General features: G+C 63.4%; 20 protein-coding genes, 1 tRNA gene and 1 pseudogene. 16 read left to right on the top strand and 6 right to left on the bottom strand.

Annotated features, from left to right (window positions below; genetic code table 11):
- From G552_RS15255 to lysX, 8 genes and pseudogenes are all read left to right on the top strand, one after another.
- A pseudogene (locus G552_RS15255) lies at positions 1-368 on the top strand (integrase core domain-containing protein); the annotation flags it as partial.
- A 110-nt stretch (positions 369-478) separates the two neighbouring features.
- On the top strand, positions 479-1717 hold the full coding sequence (locus G552_RS0110490; RefSeq protein WP_027882993.1) for a LeuA family protein: 1239 nt from the start codon (positions 479-481) through the stop codon (positions 1715-1717).
- A gap of 17 nt (positions 1718-1734) precedes the next feature.
- Positions 1735-2607 carry a PhzF family phenazine biosynthesis protein gene (locus tag G552_RS0110495; RefSeq protein WP_027882994.1) on the top strand — a complete coding sequence of 291 codons (873 nt, stop codon included), beginning with the start codon at positions 1735-1737 and terminating at the stop codon, positions 2605-2607.
- Entirely contained in the window at positions 2598-3851 is a 1254-nt protein-coding gene (locus tag G552_RS0110500; protein WP_027882995.1) for a 3-isopropylmalate dehydratase large subunit, read from the top strand. The genes G552_RS0110495 and G552_RS0110500 overlap by 10 nt, the downstream gene beginning before the upstream one ends.
- Positions 3844-4341 (top strand): LeuD/DmdB family oxidoreductase small subunit, encoded by a 498-nt coding sequence (locus tag G552_RS0110505; RefSeq protein WP_027882996.1) that lies wholly within the window; start codon positions 3844-3846, stop codon positions 4339-4341. Before G552_RS0110500 ends, G552_RS0110505 begins: the two co-directional genes overlap by 8 nt.
- A 12-nt stretch (positions 4342-4353) precedes the next feature.
- Positions 4354-4665: a paraquat-inducible protein A gene (locus G552_RS0110510; protein WP_027882997.1), complete on the top strand. Its 312-nt coding sequence runs from the start codon at positions 4354-4356 to the stop codon at positions 4663-4665.
- Positions 4662-4826 (top strand): lysine biosynthesis protein LysW, encoded by a 165-nt coding sequence (gene lysW, locus G552_RS0110515; protein ID WP_027882998.1) that lies wholly within the window; start codon positions 4662-4664, stop codon positions 4824-4826. Before G552_RS0110510 ends, lysW begins: the two co-directional genes overlap by 4 nt.
- A 26-nt stretch (positions 4827-4852) precedes the next feature.
- Complete coding sequence (gene lysX / locus G552_RS0110520; RefSeq protein ID WP_027882999.1) at positions 4853-5698, top strand: lysine biosynthesis protein LysX; 846 nt, start codon at positions 4853-4855, stop codon at positions 5696-5698.
- 1 nt (position 5699) lies between these two features.
- Here lysX and G552_RS0110525 read toward each other — a convergent pair whose 3' ends face one another.
- Complete coding sequence (locus G552_RS0110525) at positions 5700-6266, bottom strand: endonuclease dU (protein WP_027883000.1); 567 nt, start codon at positions 6264-6266, stop codon at positions 5700-5702.
- Positions 6267-6341: 75 nt separating this feature from the next.
- On the opposite strand from G552_RS0110525, the gene argC reads away from it, so the two are divergent.
- The 3 genes from argC to G552_RS0110540 are packed head-to-tail and all read left to right on the top strand — an operon-like array spanning position 6342 to position 8681.
- The gene (argC, locus tag G552_RS0110530) at positions 6342-7382 is read left to right on the top strand and encodes an N-acetyl-gamma-glutamyl-phosphate reductase (RefSeq protein WP_027883001.1); all 1041 of its coding nucleotides are present in this window, start codon (positions 6342-6344) and stop codon (positions 7380-7382) included.
- A gap of 38 nt (positions 7383-7420) precedes the next feature.
- A complete protein-coding gene (locus G552_RS0110535) occupies positions 7421-7831 on the top strand; it encodes a thiol-disulfide oxidoreductase DCC family protein (RefSeq protein ID WP_027883002.1) in 411 nt (136 codons plus the stop codon).
- A 31-nt stretch (positions 7832-7862) separates the two neighbouring features.
- Positions 7863-8681: a patatin-like phospholipase family protein gene (locus G552_RS0110540; protein ID WP_027883003.1), complete on the top strand. Its 819-nt coding sequence runs from the start codon at positions 7863-7865 to the stop codon at positions 8679-8681.
- Here the strand turns inward: G552_RS0110540 and G552_RS0110545 are convergent.
- Together G552_RS0110545 and G552_RS0110550 are read right to left on the bottom strand one after the other, a co-directional pair.
- Positions 8676-9740, bottom strand: coding sequence for a quinone-dependent dihydroorotate dehydrogenase (locus G552_RS0110545; protein ID WP_027883004.1), 1065 nt, complete (start codon positions 9738-9740; stop codon positions 8676-8678). The genes G552_RS0110540 and G552_RS0110545 overlap by 6 nt on opposite strands.
- A gap of 39 nt (positions 9741-9779) precedes the next feature.
- Positions 9780-10964 carry an acyl-CoA dehydrogenase family protein gene (locus G552_RS0110550; protein WP_027883005.1) on the bottom strand — a complete coding sequence of 395 codons (1185 nt, stop codon included), beginning with the start codon at positions 10962-10964 and terminating at the stop codon, positions 9780-9782.
- A gap of 180 nt (positions 10965-11144) precedes the next feature.
- On the opposite strand from G552_RS0110550, the gene G552_RS0110555 reads away from it, so the two are divergent.
- Positions 11145-11528, top strand: a complete 384-nt coding sequence (locus G552_RS0110555; RefSeq protein WP_027883006.1) for a S1 RNA-binding domain-containing protein — start codon at positions 11145-11147, stop codon at positions 11526-11528.
- Positions 11529-11634: 106 nt separating this feature from the next.
- Here the strand turns inward: G552_RS0110555 and G552_RS0110560 are convergent, their stop codons facing one another.
- Entirely contained in the window at positions 11635-12429 is a 795-nt protein-coding gene (locus G552_RS0110560) for an enoyl-ACP reductase FabI (RefSeq protein WP_027883007.1), read from the bottom strand.
- A 195-nt stretch (positions 12430-12624) separates the two neighbouring features.
- Between G552_RS0110560 and G552_RS0110565 the strand changes: the two genes are divergently transcribed.
- The gene (locus tag G552_RS0110565) at positions 12625-13752 is read left to right on the top strand and encodes a zinc-dependent alcohol dehydrogenase (RefSeq protein ID WP_027883008.1); all 1128 of its coding nucleotides are present in this window, start codon (positions 12625-12627) and stop codon (positions 13750-13752) included.
- Positions 13753-13759: 7 nt separating this feature from the next.
- On the opposite strand, the gene G552_RS0110570 is transcribed toward G552_RS0110565, so the two are convergent.
- Entirely contained in the window at positions 13760-14629 is an 870-nt protein-coding gene (locus tag G552_RS0110570) for an alpha/beta fold hydrolase (protein WP_027883009.1), read from the bottom strand.
- A 54-nt stretch (positions 14630-14683) separates the two neighbouring features.
- On the opposite strand from G552_RS0110570, the gene G552_RS0110575 reads away from it, so the two are divergent.
- From G552_RS0110575 to G552_RS0110585, 3 genes are all read left to right on the top strand, one after another.
- Entirely contained in the window at positions 14684-15097 is a 414-nt protein-coding gene (locus G552_RS0110575) for an acyl-CoA thioesterase (protein ID WP_084640426.1), read from the top strand.
- A 51-nt stretch (positions 15098-15148) separates the two neighbouring features.
- A complete protein-coding gene (locus tag G552_RS0110580) occupies positions 15149-16195 on the top strand; it encodes a DUF4388 domain-containing protein (RefSeq protein WP_027883011.1) in 1047 nt (348 codons plus the stop codon).
- Between the two features lie 159 nt (positions 16196-16354).
- Complete coding sequence (locus tag G552_RS0110585; RefSeq protein WP_027883012.1) at positions 16355-18286, top strand: heavy metal translocating P-type ATPase; 1932 nt, start codon at positions 16355-16357, stop codon at positions 18284-18286.
- A 41-nt stretch (positions 18287-18327) separates the two neighbouring features.
- Here G552_RS0110585 and G552_RS0110590 read toward each other — a convergent pair.
- Positions 18328-18403: transfer RNA gene (locus tag G552_RS0110590), tRNA-Ala, on the bottom strand.
- Positions 18404-18502: the final 99 nt, after the last annotated feature.

An 18502-nucleotide genomic window follows, 5' to 3' on the forward strand; every position in this document is an offset into this window, starting at 1 on the left:
ATCCAGGTGGATGGGGGCAGCGAGTTCATGGCCGAGTTTGAGGAGGCCTGCTGTGCTCTGGGGATTGCCTTGTTTGTGCTGCCGCCGAGGAGTCCTAAACTCAATGGTCACGTGGAGCGGGTGCAACGGACCTTTAGGGAGGAGCTCTATACCCGGCCTCTGCCCCCCCGGCTCAGCGAGCTACAGGCAGAGCTGGATGCCTACCTGGACCACTACAACCGCCGAAGGCCTCACATGGCCCTGGGGGGTCTTGCTCCCTTGGAGTATTTAGCTAAGATGCAGGAGGAGTCGGTTCCCCAGTCTCACATGTGTTGACCGATTACACAATCTTGACAGGGGGCAAAGCCCCCATTAGGATGGGCCGGTGATGCATTTTGCGGGTAAAAAATCCAACGCCGGGGGGCTGGCCTGAGCGAGTCCACGCCTTGCGCACCCCGGCCCGCACCGCTTCTGCGGGCTTTTTTGTTTAGAGGATGCTATGGCAGAGCCTGTCCCCAACCGCATAGTCGAAATCATCGACACCACCCTGCGCGATGGTCAGCAGTCGCCGCTTCTATTCGACACGGGGAAGTACCGCTTTAGCCTCGAGGAAAAAAAGCAGCTGCTGGCGGGTCTTTTGGAGCTGGGAGTGACTCACATCGAGCTCTTTTCCCCGGTGGTGGGGGAGGCCGAGGCCCAGGACGTGCGCGAGTTGATGGCCTTTGCTCGGGAGCATAGCCCCTGGCCCCTGGTCTTCCTGGCCCACTGCCGCTGTCACCCCGCCGATATCGAGGCGGCCCTCGAGGCTGGCTTTGACGGGCTGAACCTTTACCTGGGGGTTTCCCCCTTAGCCCAGCAGCACAACGCCCAGAAAAGCCTGGAGGAAGCCGTGGCCCTGGCCCAGCGGGTGGTGCAGGAGACCCGGGCGCGCTACCCTGACCTTTACCTGCGCTTCAGTGCCGAAGACGCCTTTCGTACCCCCCTCGAGGACCTCTATCGCCTGTACGATGCTCTGTACCCCTATGTCCACACCTTTGGCCTGCCCGATACGGTAGGGCTGGCTGAGCCGGAGGACGTAACCCGGGTGGTGACGGCTTTGCGGGCGCGCTATCCTAAAGTAGCGCTGGAGGGTCACTTTCACAACGACCGGGGGTTGGCCCTGGCCAATGTGCTGGCGGCGGTGCGCTCGGGGGTGCGCTACCTGGACACCTCCATCTGGGGCCTGGCTGAGCGCTCGGGGATTCCCTCGGTGACCGGGGCCTTGTTTAACCTGTCCAAGCACTACCCTGAGCTATTCCAGCAGTACAACCTGAGCCAGTGCTACCCCCTGAACGTGCTAATGGCCTCCATTTTGGGCACCCTGGTGCCCTACACCGAGCCGGTTTCCCTTACCAACCGCACGCACACCGCTGGAGTGCATCAAAAAGCCGTTCTCAACGAAAAAAAGGTCTACGAAGCCCACAACCTGCACGATTTTGGCGTGGATAAGAACCAGCTTCTCTTGGGGCCGCTTTCAGGCTGGCACCTGATCTACTACTATTTGAAGGAGGTCGAGGCGCTCGAGATCAGCAAGGAGCAGGCCAAGGAGATCACCCAGGAGTTCAAGGGTCGCACCCACGAGATCGGGCGCAGCAAGAAGCCCGAGGAGTTGCTGCTGGAAATCGCCACCGCCCGCGGCATCCGCAAGCACCCCATCCCCGAAGAGGTGCCCACGGCGAGGCTGGAGAACCTGGACTAGTCGATAGCAAGAGATTTATGAGCGTGATTGCCCATTACTCCGTGTTCGCCGCCGCACCCGGTGGAGGCAAGCAGTTTGCCGTGGTGGAGGGCGTGGATGACCCTGTGAACATGCAGCGCATCGCGGCAGGGAGCGGCGCCCCGCTCACCGCGTTCATCTTGGGGGTCAGTGCCGCTTCAGCAGCCGTGCGTTTCTTCTCCCCGAGCAAGGAGAAGGGCTCGAGCGACTCCGGCGCGCTGGCGGTGGCCGAGCACCTGCGGCGAACCGGGCAGGGGGGTGAACGGCTCAGGGTGCGGATGGGGGAGGAGGAACTCGAGGTTTTCTACGCGGGCGGCTTGTGGTGGAGCCGCCAGGAAGACACCCGGCGGCACGAGCTCGAGCTGGATGTTCGCGCCCTCATTGCTGCCCTGAACCTCGACTGGCTCGATATCGACTGGCACAAAGGCATCAGAGCGGCTGGGAACACCAAGCGCAACCTCATCGTTCCTGCCGACCCCGACGGGGTGAACCCCGACCTCGAGGCCATCGCTGAGATTAACCGCGCGACTGGAACCAACGGCGTGGTAGTGTTCGGCGGGCCTTTTAGGCGGATACGCTTCGACCCGTTCAACCCGGACCGCCAGACAGTCGATAGCCACCAGATCGAGCTACGTTTCTTCGCCCCAGCAAAGGGCATTCCGGAAGACAACGCGGGAAGCTACACCCTGGCGAGCTTGTGTGGGTATCTCGCCTGGTTCTGGGAAGGCCAGCAGGAGTGCGAGGTGCTTCAGGGCATGGCGATGGGCAAACCCTCGAGGCTTTGGGCACGCTACGAATCCGATGGGAACAGGGCTATGAACATCCAGGTAGGAGGCAGTGTGGAGGTGTTGGAGGTGCGACAATGGGCCTAACCCTAGCCGAAAAAATCCTCTCCCAGCGCGCCGGGCGCGAGGTGCGCTCGGGTGAGCTGGTGGTGGTGGAGGTGGATCAGGTGATGGTGGTCGACTCCATCGCCGGGAGTTTCTTCAAGCGGCTGGACTACCTAGGAGCCACGCCCCGCTACCCCGAGAAGGTGGCCATCGTCATCGACCACGTGGCCCCGGCGGCCAACGTGGAGGTGGCCAAGGCCCAGAAGGAAATCCGGGAGTGGGGAAGCCGCATGGGCTGCCGGGTCTACGACGTAGGGCGGGGCATCTGCCACCAGGTGCTCATCGAGGAGGGCCTGGCCCTGCCCGGCGGGATCGTGCTGGGTTCGGACTCCCACTCCACCACCTACGGGGCGGTGGCCTGCTTTGGCACCGGCATGGGGGCCACCGACATCGCGTTGGCGGCGGCCTCGGGCCGCACCTGGCTGCGGGTGCCCGAATCGGTCAAGGTGACCTTCAGGGGGACTTTTGCGCCGGGCGTGACGGCCAAGGATGCCGCGCTGGAGATGGTGCGCCGCCTCACCGCCGACGGGGCGACGTATAGGAGCATCGAGATCCACCTCGAGGACGGCGCCGAGTCCCTCACCCGCAGCCAGCGCCTGACCCTGGCCAACCTCAGCGTGGAGGCCGGGGCCAAGTGCGGGCTGGTGGTGCCCAGCGGCGAGGTCCTGAAGCTTTACGACGTGCCCGGCTGGCTCTACCCCGACCCGGACGCGGCCTACGTGCGCGAGGTGGAGATCGATCTTTCGGCCCTGACCCCGCGCGTCTCGGTGCCCTTCTACGTGGACAACGTGCAGACGGTGGACTCGGTGATGGGCAAGAAGGTGGACCAGGTCTTCGTGGGCACCTGCACCAACGGGCGCCTCGATGATTTGCACCAGGTGGCGGCGGTGCTCAAAGGGCGGAAGGTGGCCCCGGGGGTGCGGCTTTTGGTTATTCCGGCCTCATCCCAGGTGTTGGAGGAGGCCACCGCCGATGGCACCCTTCTTACCCTTTTGCAGGCCGGCGCCACCATTGGTACCCCTGGTTGTGGGCCTTGCATGGGGCGGCACCAGGGGGTGTTGGCCCCAGGGGAGGTCTGCGTGAGCACCTCGAACCGCAATTTCAAAGGAAGGATGGGGGCGGCGGATGCGGAGATTTACCTAGTCAGCCCCCGGGTGGCAGCGGCCAGCGCGGTGGCTGGGTTCATCACCACCCCCGAGGCCCTGGAGGAGGTGCCCCGTGGCTAGGGTCTGGAAGTTTGGCGATGCCATCAACACTGACGACATCCTGCCGGGTAAGTACGCCCCGTTCATGGTGGGGGAGGATAAGTTCCACACCTACGCCTTTGCCCACCTTCGCCCCGAGTTTGCCCAGGGCTTCAGGCCCGGCGACATTTTGGTTTGTGGGCGGAATACCGGCCTGGGCTCTTCCCGCGAGTATGCGCCGGAAGCGCTGCGCAAGCTGGGGCTGCAGGCCATCGTGGCCAAGAGCTACGCCCGCATCTTCTACCGCAACCTGGTCAACCTGGGCATCCTGCCCTTCGAGGCCCCCGAGGTGGTGGAGGCCCTCGAGGACGGCGATGAGGTGGAACTTTGGCTCGAGCAGGGCGTGTTGCGCCGGGGGAAGGAGACCTTCCAGCTTAGGCCCCCGCCCGATTTTCTGCTCGAGGCCCTAAAAGAGGGCAGCCTCCTCGCCTATTACCGTAAGTATGGCCGCTTTCCCGGGGAAAAGGGATAAACTGGGTGGGTTATGGAAGACCTGGAAGTGATCTGCCCGCTATGCCACGAGCCCAACTACCTCCCCTGGGAGGACCTGGAAGAACTCACCCCCGAGGACTACTTCGAGTGCGAATCCTGTGGGGCCTACCTGCAGATTCTCTCCACCGACCCTCTGGAGGTAGTGGTCATCGAGGATGGCGAGGAGGGCTTTTTTGTAGACTGCCCGGAGTGCGGCCTGACCTTTGAGATAGACGGCCACGAGGAAGAGGTGATCTGTCCGGAGTGCGGACACCGTTTTACCCCGGACTGGTCGGAATTTGAGGAAGAGGAGGAAGAACTATGACCGCTGAGTGTGTGGAGTGTGGTAGCCCAATCGAACTGAGCAACCCGGAGCTAGGCGAGCTGGTGGTCTGCGAGACCTGCGGGGCCGAGCTGGAAGTCGTGAACCTCGAGCCCCTTACCCTACAGGCGGCCCCCGAGGAAGCTGAGGACTGGGGGGAGTGAGTAAGCGAGGTGGCTGGGAAAACGTTATGTTGGCCATCCTCTACGATCGCATCCGCCCCGATGAGGAGATGCTCTTTGCCGCTGCCGAGCGGCTGGGCCTGCCTTTTCGCAAAGTGTACGCCAAGCAGCTGCCCATGGGCTTAGGGGAGCGCCCTGCGGCGCTCGAGGGGGTCAGCGTTGCGGTGGAGCGGCTGGTCTCCCAGAGCAAGGGCCTGGCTGTGAGCCGCTACCTGGCCAGTCTGGGTATCCCGGTGGTTAACCGACCCGAGGTGATCGAGGTCTGCGGCGACAAGTGGGCCACCAGCTGTGCTCTGGAAGCCGCTGGGGTGCCCCAGCCGCGCACCGCTTTGGCCACCGAGCGGGAGGAGGCCCTCAGGCTCATCGAGCAGATGGGCTACCCGGTGGTGCTGAAACCGGTGGTGGGGAGCTGGGGCCGGTTGCTGGCCCGCATCAACGACCGCGACGCCGCTGAGGCCCTCCTGGAGCACAAAGAGGTGCTGGGAGGCTACCCGCACCAGCTGTATTACATCCAGGAACTGGTTGAAAAACCAGGCCGCGACATCCGGGCCTTTGTGGTGGGCGATACCTGTATTGCGGCTATCTACCGCACCAGCGAGCACTGGATCACCAACACCGCCCGGGGAGGTAAGGCCTCCTGTTGCGAGGTGACGCCCGAGCTGGCCGAGCTAGCGGTGCGGGCGGCCCGGGCCGTAGGGGGCGGGGTGGTGGCCATCGACCTTTTTGAGTCGCCCCGGGGGCTTTTGGTCAACGAGGTCAACCACACCATGGAGTTCAAAAACTCGGTGAGCGTTACCGGGGTGGATATACCGGGGAAGATTCTGGAATACGCCTGGAGCCTGCGCTGTGCCTGATTCAAGGCCGTGCCCGGCTCTGCCCCGTGGCGATGCCCCCCGCGATGAGGTGGGCTGTGCGCAGGGGTTCAGGAATAAGGCTGTGCAGGGCGAAGCGCCGGATGGCCGTTTCGGCTTCCTCGAGGCAGAGCCCGGCCCGCTGCACGTAGACCCCAGCGACCTTTTCGGGGGCGCCGGCCTGCTCAATAAGGGCCCACTTGCGTTTCCCGCCCGGTACTTTTAGCAGGGCTTTTCGGATGGCCTCTAGGTTGGGCATGCGGCGCGTGACTACCAGCACCGGACGCTCCAGTATCTCGGCCAGGGCGTGGATATCCACCACGTTGAACCCGGCCAGGGCGATACCCTGCAGAAAGACGATCTGGAGGTTGGCGTTGAACTTGGATTGTTGCACCATCTGGGCGATGACCGCGGTGCTGTTTTGCCCATCCCGCCGGACTTTCCCGCTCAGTATTCCTTCCAGCCGCTCCCCAGCATACACCGCCCCCACAATGCGCACGTCGCCGCGGTGCTTGTGGGGGAAAGGGCAGTCGTCGAAGCCGATGGCTTGGGAGAAGGATCGGGGTTTCATGGGTCTAGTGCCTACCACCCTACCGCATGGGAAGCCAAGGGGGAAGCCGGCTTGGGTATGCTAAGGAGGGTTGCGATGAGCGAGAAGAAGACGGTCTCCATCGTAGGAGGTTCAGGCTACGCCGGGGGAGAGTTTCTGCGCCTGGCCTTGGGGCACCCCAACCTCGAGGTCAAGCAGGTGACCTCGAGGCGCTACCTGGGCGACCCGGTCAGCCTGGTGCACCCCAACCTACGTGGGCGCACCAACCTTAAGTTTGTCGATCCAGCGGCGCTGGAGCCTTGCGACATCCTGGTGCTTGCTATGCCCCACGGGGTGGCGGCCAAGGAACTGGAGAAGTACCAGGGGTTAGCCCCAATCATCCTCGATTTGTCGGCGGACTTCCGCCTGAAGGACCTCGAGCTTTACCGGAAGTACTACGGCGAGCCGCACCCCCGCCCCGAGCGCTTGGGAGAGTGGGTCTATGGCAACCCCGAGCTTTACCGCGAAGCGTTGCGCCGTGCCGACCGCATTGCCTGCTGCGGTTGCAACGCCACCGCCACCATCCTGGGGCTTTTTCCTCTGCTCAAGGAGGGGCTACTGCGCGAAGGGCCTATCTTCGTCACTGTGATGATCTCCACCAGTGCCGCTGGGGCTGAGCCTAGCCTGGCTTCCCACCACCCCGAGCGGGCCGGCTCCATCCGGGCCTACAAGCCCACCGGCCACCGCCACACTGCCGAGATTCGCGAGCACCTGCCGGGCCGGCCCGAGGTTCATCTAACCGCAGTGGCCACCGACCGGGTGCGGGGTATCCTGATGACCGCTCAGACCTTCTTGCGCGAGGGCCTGGGAGAAAAGGAGGTTTGGGCAGCTTATCGCAAGGTGTACGGTAACGAGCCCTTCATCCGCCTGGTCAAGCTGAAGAAGGGCATCCACCGCTACCCCGACCCGGGCGTGGTGGAGGGCACCAACTACTGCGATGTGGGGTTTGAACTCGAGGCCGAGACCGGGCGCTTGGTGGTTATTTCGGCTATCGACAACCTGGTCAAGGGTACCGCTGGCCATGCCCTGCAGTGCCTGAACCTGCGCATGGGTTGGCCGGAGACCACCGGCCTGGAGTTCGCCGGCCTGCACCCCTGAACACACTCGTTGGGGACAGGGCTGTCTATGCTGGTTGTATGCCGGCGGTAGTGCTTTTCGACGGGGTGTGCAACCTGTGCCACCGCACGGTGCAGTTCATCTTGCGCCACGACCGGCAGGCGCACTTCCGCTTTGCTGCCCAGCAGTCCGAGGCCGGGCAACAGCTTTTGGCCCGGCATGGCCTGGCCTCCTCGGGCCTGGCTGAAAGCGTGGTGATCCTCGAGGAGGGCCGGGTCTGGCGGAACTCCGACGCAGTTTTCTACATCCTTTGGCGCTTGGGTGGTTTTTGGCGCATCCTAACGGTGTTTTGGCTTCTGCCCAGACCCTTGCGGGACGGACTTTACCGGGTGGTGGCCCGGCATCGCTACCGGATGTTTGGCCGCCTTCCCACGTGCCCGGTACCTACCCCTGAGCTGCGGGAGCGCTTCTTGGACTTGGACAGGCCTTGAGTCTGCCCTACCTTCTGTTCTAGCCTAGGGTATGCCGGAGTGCAGACGCTTTGGCCTGGCGTTGGGGGGTGGGGCAGCCAAGGGATATGCCCACATCGGGGTGATGCGCGTGCTGGAGCGGGAGGGTTTCAAGCCCAGCGCCATCGCCGGCACCAGCATGGGCAGCCTGGTAGGGGCGGTTTTCGCTGCGGGCCACAGCGCGGATGAGGTAGAAGCCCTTTTGGCCCAAACCTCTCTTTGGCGCCTATTGGACCTGAACCCCCTGAGCGACATGCTCAACTTCAGCGAGCTGGTTCGGCTGCTAGAGCCCTACATCCCCCGACGGTTTGAGGATTTTCCCATCCCCTTTGGCATTACCGCTACCGACCTGATCACTGGAACCGAGGTCTACTTTCGCCAGGGGGATGTGTTCCAGGCCATCCGGGCCTCCATTGCCTATCCGGGGGCCATCAACCCTATCTGGGTAGGGCACCAGCTGCTAGCCGACGGGGGGATTCTCAACCAGATTCCAGTGGACCTAGCCCGCTTTTTAGGCGCGGAACGGGTGATTGCGGTAGATGTGACCCCTTTGCAGGTACTGCGCGAGCAGCCCCGGCAGAAGAGCTGGTGGGCGCAGGTTTTCCGCCGTGGCATCGACGTGAACCCTATCCAGAACGTTTATCGGGCGGTGGAGATTATGCAGATTCGCCTGGCCGAGGTAAAGCTGGCCGTTTCGCGCCCTGATCTGGTGCTGCGGCCCCGCCTCGAGGGCATCGGCTTGTTCAGCTTCCAGCAGCTCGACCAAGCCATCCGCGATGGCGAACAGGCCGCCGAGGAAAGGTTGGGGGAGATCCGCGAGTTGCTGCTATAGAGCCCTGAGCTGCTCGAGGCTGCGTAGGCCCTCCTGCTCCATGCGCCCTAGTAGCCCCCGGCAGAGCTTTTTGACCAGGGAGGGCCCTTCGTAGACCAGGCTGGTGTAGACCTGCACCAGGGTGGCCCCATTCACCAGCCGCTCCCATACATCCTCGGAGCTGAAAATCCCCCCTACCGAAACGATGGGCAGCCGGCCTCTAAGCTGCCGGTGCAGGTAGCGCAGCACCTCCAAAGAGCGTGGCCCAAGGGGCTTCCCGGAAAGCCCGCCAGCTTCGTCTAGGGAGGCTTTTAGACCCTCGCGCTGGGTGGTGGTGTTGGTGGCAATGAGCCCAGAGAGGCGGTAGTGTTCGGCCAGGGCCAGTATCTCGTCGATCTGGGTCCAGCTTAGATCGGGGGCGATTTTGAGCAATAGCGGTTTGCGCTGCTGAACAAAACCGGTTAGGGCCGACAAAAGCTCCTCCAGCCGTTCCCGCTCCTGCAAGGCCCGCAGGCCGGGGGTGTTGGGCGAGCTAACGTTGATGACGAAGTAATCGCCATAGGGCCAGAGGCGGAAGAGGCTTTCCAGGTAGTCCTGGGGGGCCTTTTCTAGCGGAGTAGCCCTGGATTTGCCCAGGTTGATGCCCACAGGCACCGATAGCCTGCCGAAGGTTTGCTGCAGGCTCTCGAGGCGGGCCGCCACCCGCTCGGCCCCTTCGTTGTTGAAGCCCATACGGTTGATGAGGGCCTGATCCTGGGGAAGCCGGAAGAGCCGGGGAGGCGGGTTGCCCGGCTGGGGCAAGGCGGTGATGGAGCCGATTTCTACGTGGCCAAACCCCAAAGCTGGCCAGGCCCGCAAGGCCAGGGCGTTCTTGTCGAAACCTGCGGCCAGTCCGATGGGGTTAGGAAAATGCAGGCCAAAGGCGTGAACCCGAAGGCGGGGGTCTTCCAGTGCGTAAAGCCGCCGCAGCAAATCGAGGGTCGGCCCGCGCCGGGCCAACCAGGCCAGCCCTTGCATGACCCGCTCGTGGATGGTCTCGGGGTCCTGGCGGAACAGCCAGGGTCTGAACCAGGCGTACACGGGGAAAGGATAGCAGGGGGGAAAAAGCCGGGGAAGCCCTCAGCGGAACTGGGCCAGCAGGTGTTTGGCAATGATCACCCGCAAAACCTCGCTGGCCCCCTCGCCAATGCGAGTCAGGCGGGCGTCGCGCCAGTAGCGCTCCACCGGATATTCCTTGATGTAGCCATAGCCCCCCAGAACCTGGATGGCCTCGTCGCAGGCCTGTACCCCCACCTCCGAGGCGAAGAGCTTAGCCTGGGCTGCCGCGTAGCCGTAGGGCTTGCCGGCATCGCGTAGCTCTGCGGCTTTGAGATAGAGCAGGCGGGCCGCCTCGAGCTGGGTAGCCATGTCGGCCAGTTTGTGCGAGATGGCCTGGAACTCGGCGATGGGCCTGCCAAATTGCTCGCGCTCGAGGGCGTACTTGGCGGCAAATTCCAAAGCTGCTCGCCCTAGCCCTACCGCCATGGCGGCAATCCCGATACGCCCTCCTTCCAGCACCTTCATCACGTCGTAAAAGCCCTTGCCCCGCTCCCCTAAGAGGGCCTCTTTGGGTAGGATCAGGTCTTCGAAGATAAGCTGGGCAGTGTCGGAGGCGTTCAGCCCCAGCTTTTTCTCCTTGCGCCCGATGCGCAGTCCAGGAATGGGCCCTTCGAAAACTAGGGCGGAAATTCCCAGGTGCTTCTTATCCGGGCTGGGGGCAGGGTCGGTGCGGGCGTTGACCACGTAAACCCCTGCCACCGAACCCTGGGTGATGAACTGCTTGCTGCCGTTGAGTACCCAGCCCTCAGGGGTTTCTTCGGCTCTGCTCTGCAGGGCTGCGGCATCCGAGCCGCTGCCCGGCTCGGTCAGGCCCCAGGCTCCCAGCACCTCCCCTGAGGCCAGACGGGGTAGAAAACGCTTCTTCTGCTCCTCGCTGCCAGCCAGCAGGATGTGGCCGGTGCAGAGGCTGTTGTGCGAGGCCACGGTGAGGGCCAGTGAACCGTCCACCGTGGCGATTTCTTCGATGATGCGGGCAAACATGCGAGTGGAAAGCCCTGCCCCTCCGTACTGCTCGGGTACCTGGGCCCCCATCACCCCCATTTCGCCCAGCTTTTTCACGATCTCAAAGGGGAAATCCCCGCTTTCGTCGCGCAAAGCAGCGGTAGGGGCTACCTCGGCCTGTAGAAAATCCCGCAAGGTGCCGATAACCTGCCGCTCCTCGCGATTTGGCTCGAACCACAGCTCCTGGGGTCGCTCGGCGATCATGGACTCCTCCGTGGTTTCAATATATCACTTTTCTGGATAGGTGTTGTAAATGCGTCATACAAATCTCCAGGGCTTGGGCTTTGCCGGGAAATGGGCTATATTAAGCCAATCGTGAATCCCGCAACAGCTCGAGTACACCTCTGCCCTGGGATTTTCGATGTTTTTTGGAGGAATGCCTGAATGGAGCTTGAAGCCGGTGCCATTGTAGAAGGTCGCGTGACGCGCATCATGGATTTTGGTGCTTTTGTGGAGTTGCCCACAGGAGAGTCAGGGCTGGTGCACATCTCCCAAATAGCCCACGAGTTCGTCAAGAACATCCGCGACCACCTGAGCGAGGGCGATGTGATCTCGGTGCTGGTGCTGGGCCGCGATGAGAAGGGCCGCCTTGACCTTTCCATCAAAGAGCTCACCCCCGCTCCGGTTGAACCACCTCGGCCCAAGCGCTTGCCGCGTCAAGCTCCCGAGTTTGAAAACAAGCTCAAGAGCTTTCTACGCGGTTCGGGCGGGTTTAGCGGGGGTGGCAAGAAGCCTGGAGGGGGCAAGGGAGGCCGTAAGCGCCGCTAATATCGCCTTGTCGTGGTGGGGCCCCCAGCCAGCGTACCGTTTGTGGCCCAACGGTGAACGCGCTGGCATGGAGGCCGTACCCCATCCCGCACGATAGGCCGGGGGTTTAAGATGTTTCTTCCTCAAAGCTCATGCCCATGATGCTGTAACCGGCATCCACGTAAACGGTCTGCCCGGTAGTTCCGCTGGAAAGAGGGGAGAGCAGGTATAGCCCCAGGTTGCCCACCTCCTCATGGGTAATCATCCGGCCCAGGGGGGCGGTGGTGTTGTATTTGGCCACCATCCTGCGGAAACCGGGAATGCTCATGGCCGCCACAGTACGGATGGCCCCTGCGCTGATGGCATTAACGCGGATATTTTTCTTCCCTAGTTCATAGGCCAGATAGCGCACGCTGGCTTCCAGGGCCGCTTTGGCAATGCCCATCACGTTGTATTTGGGCACCACTTTCTGCGAGGCGTAGTAGGTCAGGGTGACGATGCTGCTGCCCTCCCGTAGCAGGGGTTCGGCCTCACGGGCTACGGCTACCAGGGAGTAGGCTGAGACCTGCAAAGCAGTATTCCAGTCCGCCAGGGTGGTGTCGATGAACCGCCCTTCCATGGCCGCACGGGGGGCAAAGGCGATGGAGTGTACCAGGTAGTCCAGCCCACCCCAGGCCTGGCGCAGGTCGTCGAACATAGCTTTGAGGGCTTCTTCTTGGGTTACATCCACCTGGTAAAGGCGTGGGTGGGGCCGCCCTGCGGTCAGTTTTTCCAGCTTTTCCCGCAGGCGCTCCCCTTGATAGCTAAACGCCACCTCTGCCCCGGCCGCGTATAGTTTTTCGGCGATGGCCCAGCCCAGGCTGTGCTCGTTGGTCACGCCCATCACCAGGGCTTTTTTGCCAGATAGGTCAATCGGGATCATAACCCTTGTATCTTATACCACCCCTACCTGAAGCAGCCCTGTAACCCCATGCAAAAGGTGCCCTAGGCGCAGAAAAGGCGGCTGCTCTTTTCTCTGGTGCCAGCTAGGGAGCAAAATAGGCTCAGAATGCAGAGCGCACTGGCCGCCTTATCCACCCATAGCCTGGCCCGTTCCAGCTCGAGCCCCTCGGCTTTAATGCGGGCGCTACTTTTTACGCCCTCGATACCGCGCTATGCGGCGGCTAGGCTGCTGGGTAAGCGCTACCCCCCTAAAGCCCTTCCCCTGCAGCTATCCACCCTGCCTGAACCCGAGCGCCCGCAAGGCTATGAGCGGCTCAAGGTACGCATGGCGGGTATCTGTGGCAGCGACATTGCCCTACTTTACGGCAAGCAGGCCCCTACGCTTTCGGGGATGTTTTCTTTTCCTGCGGTGTTGGGCCACGAGGTTCTGGCCGAGCTGGGCGGGGTGCGGGTGGTGGTCAACCCTGTGCTGGCCTGCCTCGAGCGCGGCCTGCCCGACTGCCCGGCCTGCGCCCGGGGCGACGACCACCTGTGCCTAAACGTGGCTGGAGGCAGCCTGGCCCCAGGTATGATCGGCTTTTGCGCTGACCTGGTGGGGGGCTGGGCCCAGCGCATGGTAGCCCACCGCGAGCGGATTTTCCCCGTGGACGAGAGCGTCCCCGACGAGCGGGCCGTGCTGGCTGAGCCGGTGGCGGTAGTGCTGCACGGTATCCGGCAGGCTTGGGAGCAGCAGGGGGGCTTCCACTGGCCGGCCCAGATGCTGGTGATCGGTGCGGGCAGCATTGGCCTAATAGCCCTCAAGCTGCTGCGGGTGCTGGGCTTTGCGGGCCCGCTGTATGCGGTAGCCCGCCACCCTCTTCAGGCTGAGCTGGCCCGGCGCTTTGGGGCAGAGCGGGTCTTTCCCTCCACCCCAGCGGCCCAGCAGGCGGTGGAGGCCCGGCGCTTTCGGGGGATTCTGGGGGCGGTTTCCTGGCGCGGGGGATTCGAGGGGGTGGTGGAGGCTTCGGGTTCTCCCGGGGGGTTGCAGGAGGCGAGCTGGGCGGTGCGCGAAGGCGGGCGGGTCTTGCTATTGGGTGCGCCAGGGGCGGCCTTTCACGATTTCTCCCCCTACTGGTTCCGCGAGGTCGGCTTGGTGGGGAGCTACGCCTATAGCTGGGATGACTTTTCCCAGGCGGTGCGGATGCTGCCCGAACTCGAGGGCCTCGAGGCTATGGTCACCCACCACTTTCCCCTGGAAGCCTGGCCCGAGGCCATCCAGACCGTGGTGCGCCGGCGGGGCATCAAAGTGGTATTCAAACCCTAAGCGGCCCTCAGCCCAGCAGGAAAGCCAGCAGGGCCTGGGTGGTGGCCTGGGGATTTTCCTCGCAGAGGAAGTGGCCGGCCTCGAGGGCTTCCCCCCGCACATCCCGGGCGTACTCGCGCCAGGCCGAAAGCACATCGCAGGTGCGGTGGACGATGCCTTTGCGCCCCCATAGGGCCAGCAGAGGGCATTCGACCAGACGGGTATCGGCGGCGTGGTGCTCGAGGTCGATGCTGGCCGCGGCACGATAGTCCTCGCAGGTGGCGTGAATGGTGGCGGGGTCGCGGAAACAGCGCTCGTACTCGGCCAGGGCCTCGGGGGCAAAGACCGCCAGCCCACTGCCCCAGCCCCCCAGTTTCTGCCGTAGAAAGCCGATGGGGTCGCAGGCGATGAGCCGCTCGGGAAAGCCGGGGGGCTGGGCCAGGAAAAACCAGTGGTAGTAGGCTACGGCTAGCTCCCGGCTGAGGTGAGCGAAGACATAGGGGGTGGGCACGATATCCAGCACCACCAGCTTCCACACCCGCTGGGGGTGGTCGAGGGCCAGGCGGTGGCCCACCCGTCCGCCACGGTCGTGGCCCACCAGGTAGAACTGCTCGAAGCCCAAAGCCTGCATAACCTCGAGCTGATCCTGGGCCATCTGGCGCTTGCTGTAGTTCCAGTGGGCAGGGTCGCCAGGGGGTTTTGCGCTGTCACCGTAGCCCCGCAGGTCGGGGGCGACCACGGTGAAGTGCTGGGCCAGGGCTGGGGCGATGCGGTGCCACATCACATGGCTTTGGGGATAGCCGTGCAACAGCAAAAGCGGTGGGCCGCTGCCGCCTTTCACCAGGTGGATGCGTACCTGGGAAGTCTGGATCTCCAGGCGTTGGAATCCCTCGAACATACTTGGCTCACCCCTGGTGCCGATTGTACCGGGCCACGGGGTATGCTGGAGGCAATGCAGCCCTCCGAGTTTCCCTTCCTGCACCGCCTGCGGGTACGCTGGGCCGAGACTGACCCTCAGGGCATCGTGTTCAACGGGCACTACCTGACCTATTTCGATGTGGCCATCACCGAGTACTGGCGGGCGGTGGGCCTGCCCTACCCTGGTAGCCTCGAGCGCTTCGGGTTGGATTTGTTTGTGGTTAAGGCCACGGTGGAATACCACGCGCCTGCGCAATACGACGACGAACTCGAGGTCGGGGTGCGGGTAGGGCGGATAGGAAACAGCAGCCTACAGTTCGTGTTGGGGGTTTTTCGCGCTGGGGAGCATCTGGCGAGCGGAGAGGTGATCTATGTGGCTGCCCACCCACAGACCCGCAGGCCCCAGCCTGTGCCAGAGGCTATGCGGGCCTTGCTGCGTTCCGTATAGCCTGCCAAGGCTCCAGCTTTGGGATGGCATACTGGGGTTGGGTAACCCACCATGATTCGCGCTAGGTTGGGGGAAGTCGAGCTGGGCGATTTGCTGCGGGCCCTCGAGGCGGGCCGCAAAAGCGCGGTGATCACCCTTTTTTGTCCCAGGCTGCGGGGCCGCATTCACATGCGCGAGGGTAAAATCGCCTACATTCATACCCATCCGGGCCCCCACCTGGGAGAGTACCTGGTGCGCTTTGACTACCTGACCCTGGAACAGGTTCAGGAACTGGTTCGCTACCAGCAACAGGAGAATCCGGGCACGCCCCTGGGCTTTTTGGCCCTGCAAGAGGGGATTATCAGCGAGGATGAGCTTTCTGAGGCCTTGCAGGCGCAGATCCTCGAGGCATTGGCCACTCTGCTGGCCCAGCGGGAGGGTGAACTGCTGGCCGAACCCCCACCCCTAGAGGTTTCACAGGTCTTGCTGCCAGGCGCGGCCGATACCAGTACCCTTTTGTTTGAGGCCCTGCGCCGCCTGGACGAGTGGACCCGGGGCAAGGTAGAGCCACAGAGCGTGTTGCGCTTGGTCGGCGACCCTACCCGCCACGCCCTCCCGCCCGATGCCTGGACGGTGCTGGAGGCGGTGGATGGCCTTCGGCGGGCCCGCTCGATTGCCCTGGAATGCGACCTACCGGAAGAGCAGGTCTACCACCTCCTCTACGAACTGAAAAGCCGGGGCATCCTGGCGGAAGCCGAGGTGCGCCCACAAGACCCTTTGCTGATGGTGCTGAGCGATTCTCATCTGGTGCGCAGGCTGCTCTTGGTTACCCTCGAGCGCCATCGCTACCGGGTAATGCTCCCTCCCGACCTGAAAAGCGCCCGGCGTATCCTCGAGCACCAGCCTTTGCAGGGGATTTTGCTAGAAGGGGTCGATCTGCCGGACAAGGTGCGCCAGCTTCGGGCCTTGCCCGGGGGGCGTTATCTGCCCATCTGGCTGATTAGCGAGCGGCCACCCCGGGGGTTGTGGGTGCGGAGCATGCGGGTCAACCACATTGCCAAACCTTTTGGGGAAAGCGACCTGCTTGAGGCTCTGGCCATCATCAAGCGGCCTGTATAGAGCTTTGCCCCAAATGCCCTTCAGAGGGTGCGGTAGAATTGGCCATGGGTCGCGGAAAATCCGCACTAAATCGCTCGGGATTGGACTTGTATTGGGGGTGCGGCTTAGGCTATTCTTAATGCGAATGATTGCTATTTTCAATAGTGAAAGGGCACCTCTATGAGCGCAGCGATTCCCTCTCCTTTCCAACGGCAGAACCCCAGGCCGTTTTTCTGGCACAACGAGGTAGGGCGTGGTTTCGTGCTCTCCGGCCTGACCCTTTTGGGCGTGGTGGGAGGGTTTGTAGCCGAAGCCCACGAACGGACGGGCTGGTCAAATGTCCTATGGGGCCTGGCCTTCCTCAGCGGAGGGGTTCCTTCAGCCCTCAAGGCGGTGCGCAGCTTGCTGCGGGAGCGCAAGTTGGATGTGGACCTGCTGATGGTGGTGGCTGCCTTGGGTGCAGCCTCGGTGGGGCAGGCAGGGGATGGGGCCATTCTGCTTTTCTTGTTTAGCCTCTCCAACGCTCTGCAAAGCTGGGCCATGAACCGTACCCGCCGGGCCATCGAGGCCCTGATGACCTTGTACCCTGAAGGGGCCCAGGTGGTGTGGCCCGATGGCCGAGAGGAGTGGCGCCCCCTCGAGGCCCTGCGCCCTGGGGATGTCTTGGTGGTGCGGCCTGGGGAGCGCTTTGCCGCCGATGGGGTGGTGCTGGAAGGTTACAGCGATGTGGACGAGAGTGCCCTCACCGGCGAGAGCGTACCGGTGGAGAAAAAGCCAGGGGACCCGGTCAAAAGCGGAACCCTCAACGGCCACGGGGTGGTGCGGGTGCGGGTGGAGCGCCCAGCCAGCGAAAGTACCCTAGCCAAGCTCATCGAGCTGGTGGAAAGTGCCCGCGCGGCCAAAAGCCGTACCGAGCGCTTCGCTGAGCGTTTCGAAGGGCCCTATACCGTGGCGGTGTTGCTCTCGGCCCCCCTGATTTTCCTGGTGGCCCACTATGGGTTTGGCCTCGAGGCCGCCCAGGCCTGGTATCGGGCCATGACCTTTCTGGTGGTGGCCAGCCCCTGTGCGGTGGTGATTGCTACTCCTGCGGCGGTGCTCTCTGCGATGGCGGCGGGGGCCCGGGCGGGGGTGTTGTTCAAGAGCGGGGCTGCGCTAGAGTCTTTGGCCCGGGCCAACATCTTTGTTTTCGACAAGACCGGTACCCTCACCCAGGGACGGATGCAGCTCGTGAGCCTCGAGGTGTTGTACGGCAGCGAGGCCGAGGCCCGCGCCTTGGCCGCAGGAATTGAGCGCTACAGCGAACATCCCATTGCTCAGGCCATCGTGCAGGCCTGGGAGGGCCCTGTGCCAGAGGTAAGCGAAATCCGGGCCATCCGGGGGCACGGGGTGGTGGGGGTGCTGGCCGATGGGCGGCCGGTCTGGGTGGGCAACCGCCGGCTCTTGGCAGAGCTGGGCTTGGAGATGCCCCCTTTCTTGGAGCAGCGCATGCAGGCTTTGGAGGCACAGGGGCAGACCACTGCGGTATTGGGGATGGAAGACCGCCCGCTGGCCTTGCTGGGGGTGGCCGATGCCCCCCGCCCAGAGGCGGCTTTGGCCATTGCCCGGCTCAAAGAGCGGGGGGCTCGGGTGGTGATGCTCACCGGCGACCGCAAGGCGGTGGCCGAGCATGTGGCTGCTCAGGTAGGCATCCCCGAGGTCTATGCCGAACTCCTGCCAGAGCAGAAGCTGGAGCGTATCCGGGAACTCTCGCGCGAAGGGGTGGTGGTGATGGTGGGCGATGGTATCAACGATGCGCCAGCCCTCAACGCTGCAGCGGTGGGGGTCTCGATGGCTGCCGGCGCGGATGTCTCTTTGGAGAGTGCCGACCTGGTGCTGATGAAAAACGACCTCACCCGCCTGGTAGGGGCCCAACGTCTGGCCCAGGCCACTGCGCGCACGGTCTACTTCAACCTAAGCTTCGCCCTGGGGGTGATTGGGGTGGTGGGCATACTGGCCTTGGCCGGACACGTTCCCCTGCCGCTGGGGGTAGTGGCCCACGAGGGCGGCACGGTTTTTGTGGTGCTGGTGGGGTTGCGTTTGCTGGCCTACCGCTTTAGGGATGGAGGTGGTTGAGCAAAGAAATAGGCTCGAGCTTTTAGGCTCGAGCCTCGTTTTGGTGGAGCTGAGGGGATTCGAACCCCTGACCTTCTGAATGCCATTCAGACGCGCTCCCAGCTGCGCCACAGCCCCGCAAACAGCAAAGGAAAGTATAGGGGGCCAGCCGTTACTCGTCAAGCCTTTGTAATCGGTCAACACATGTGAGACTGGGGAACCGACTCCTCCTGCATC

Origin of the sequence: Meiothermus rufus DSM 22234, assembly GCF_000423425.1 — a bacterium.
In the GTDB taxonomy this organism is placed as follows: Bacteria; Deinococcota; Deinococci; order Deinococcales; family Thermaceae; genus Meiothermus; species Meiothermus rufus.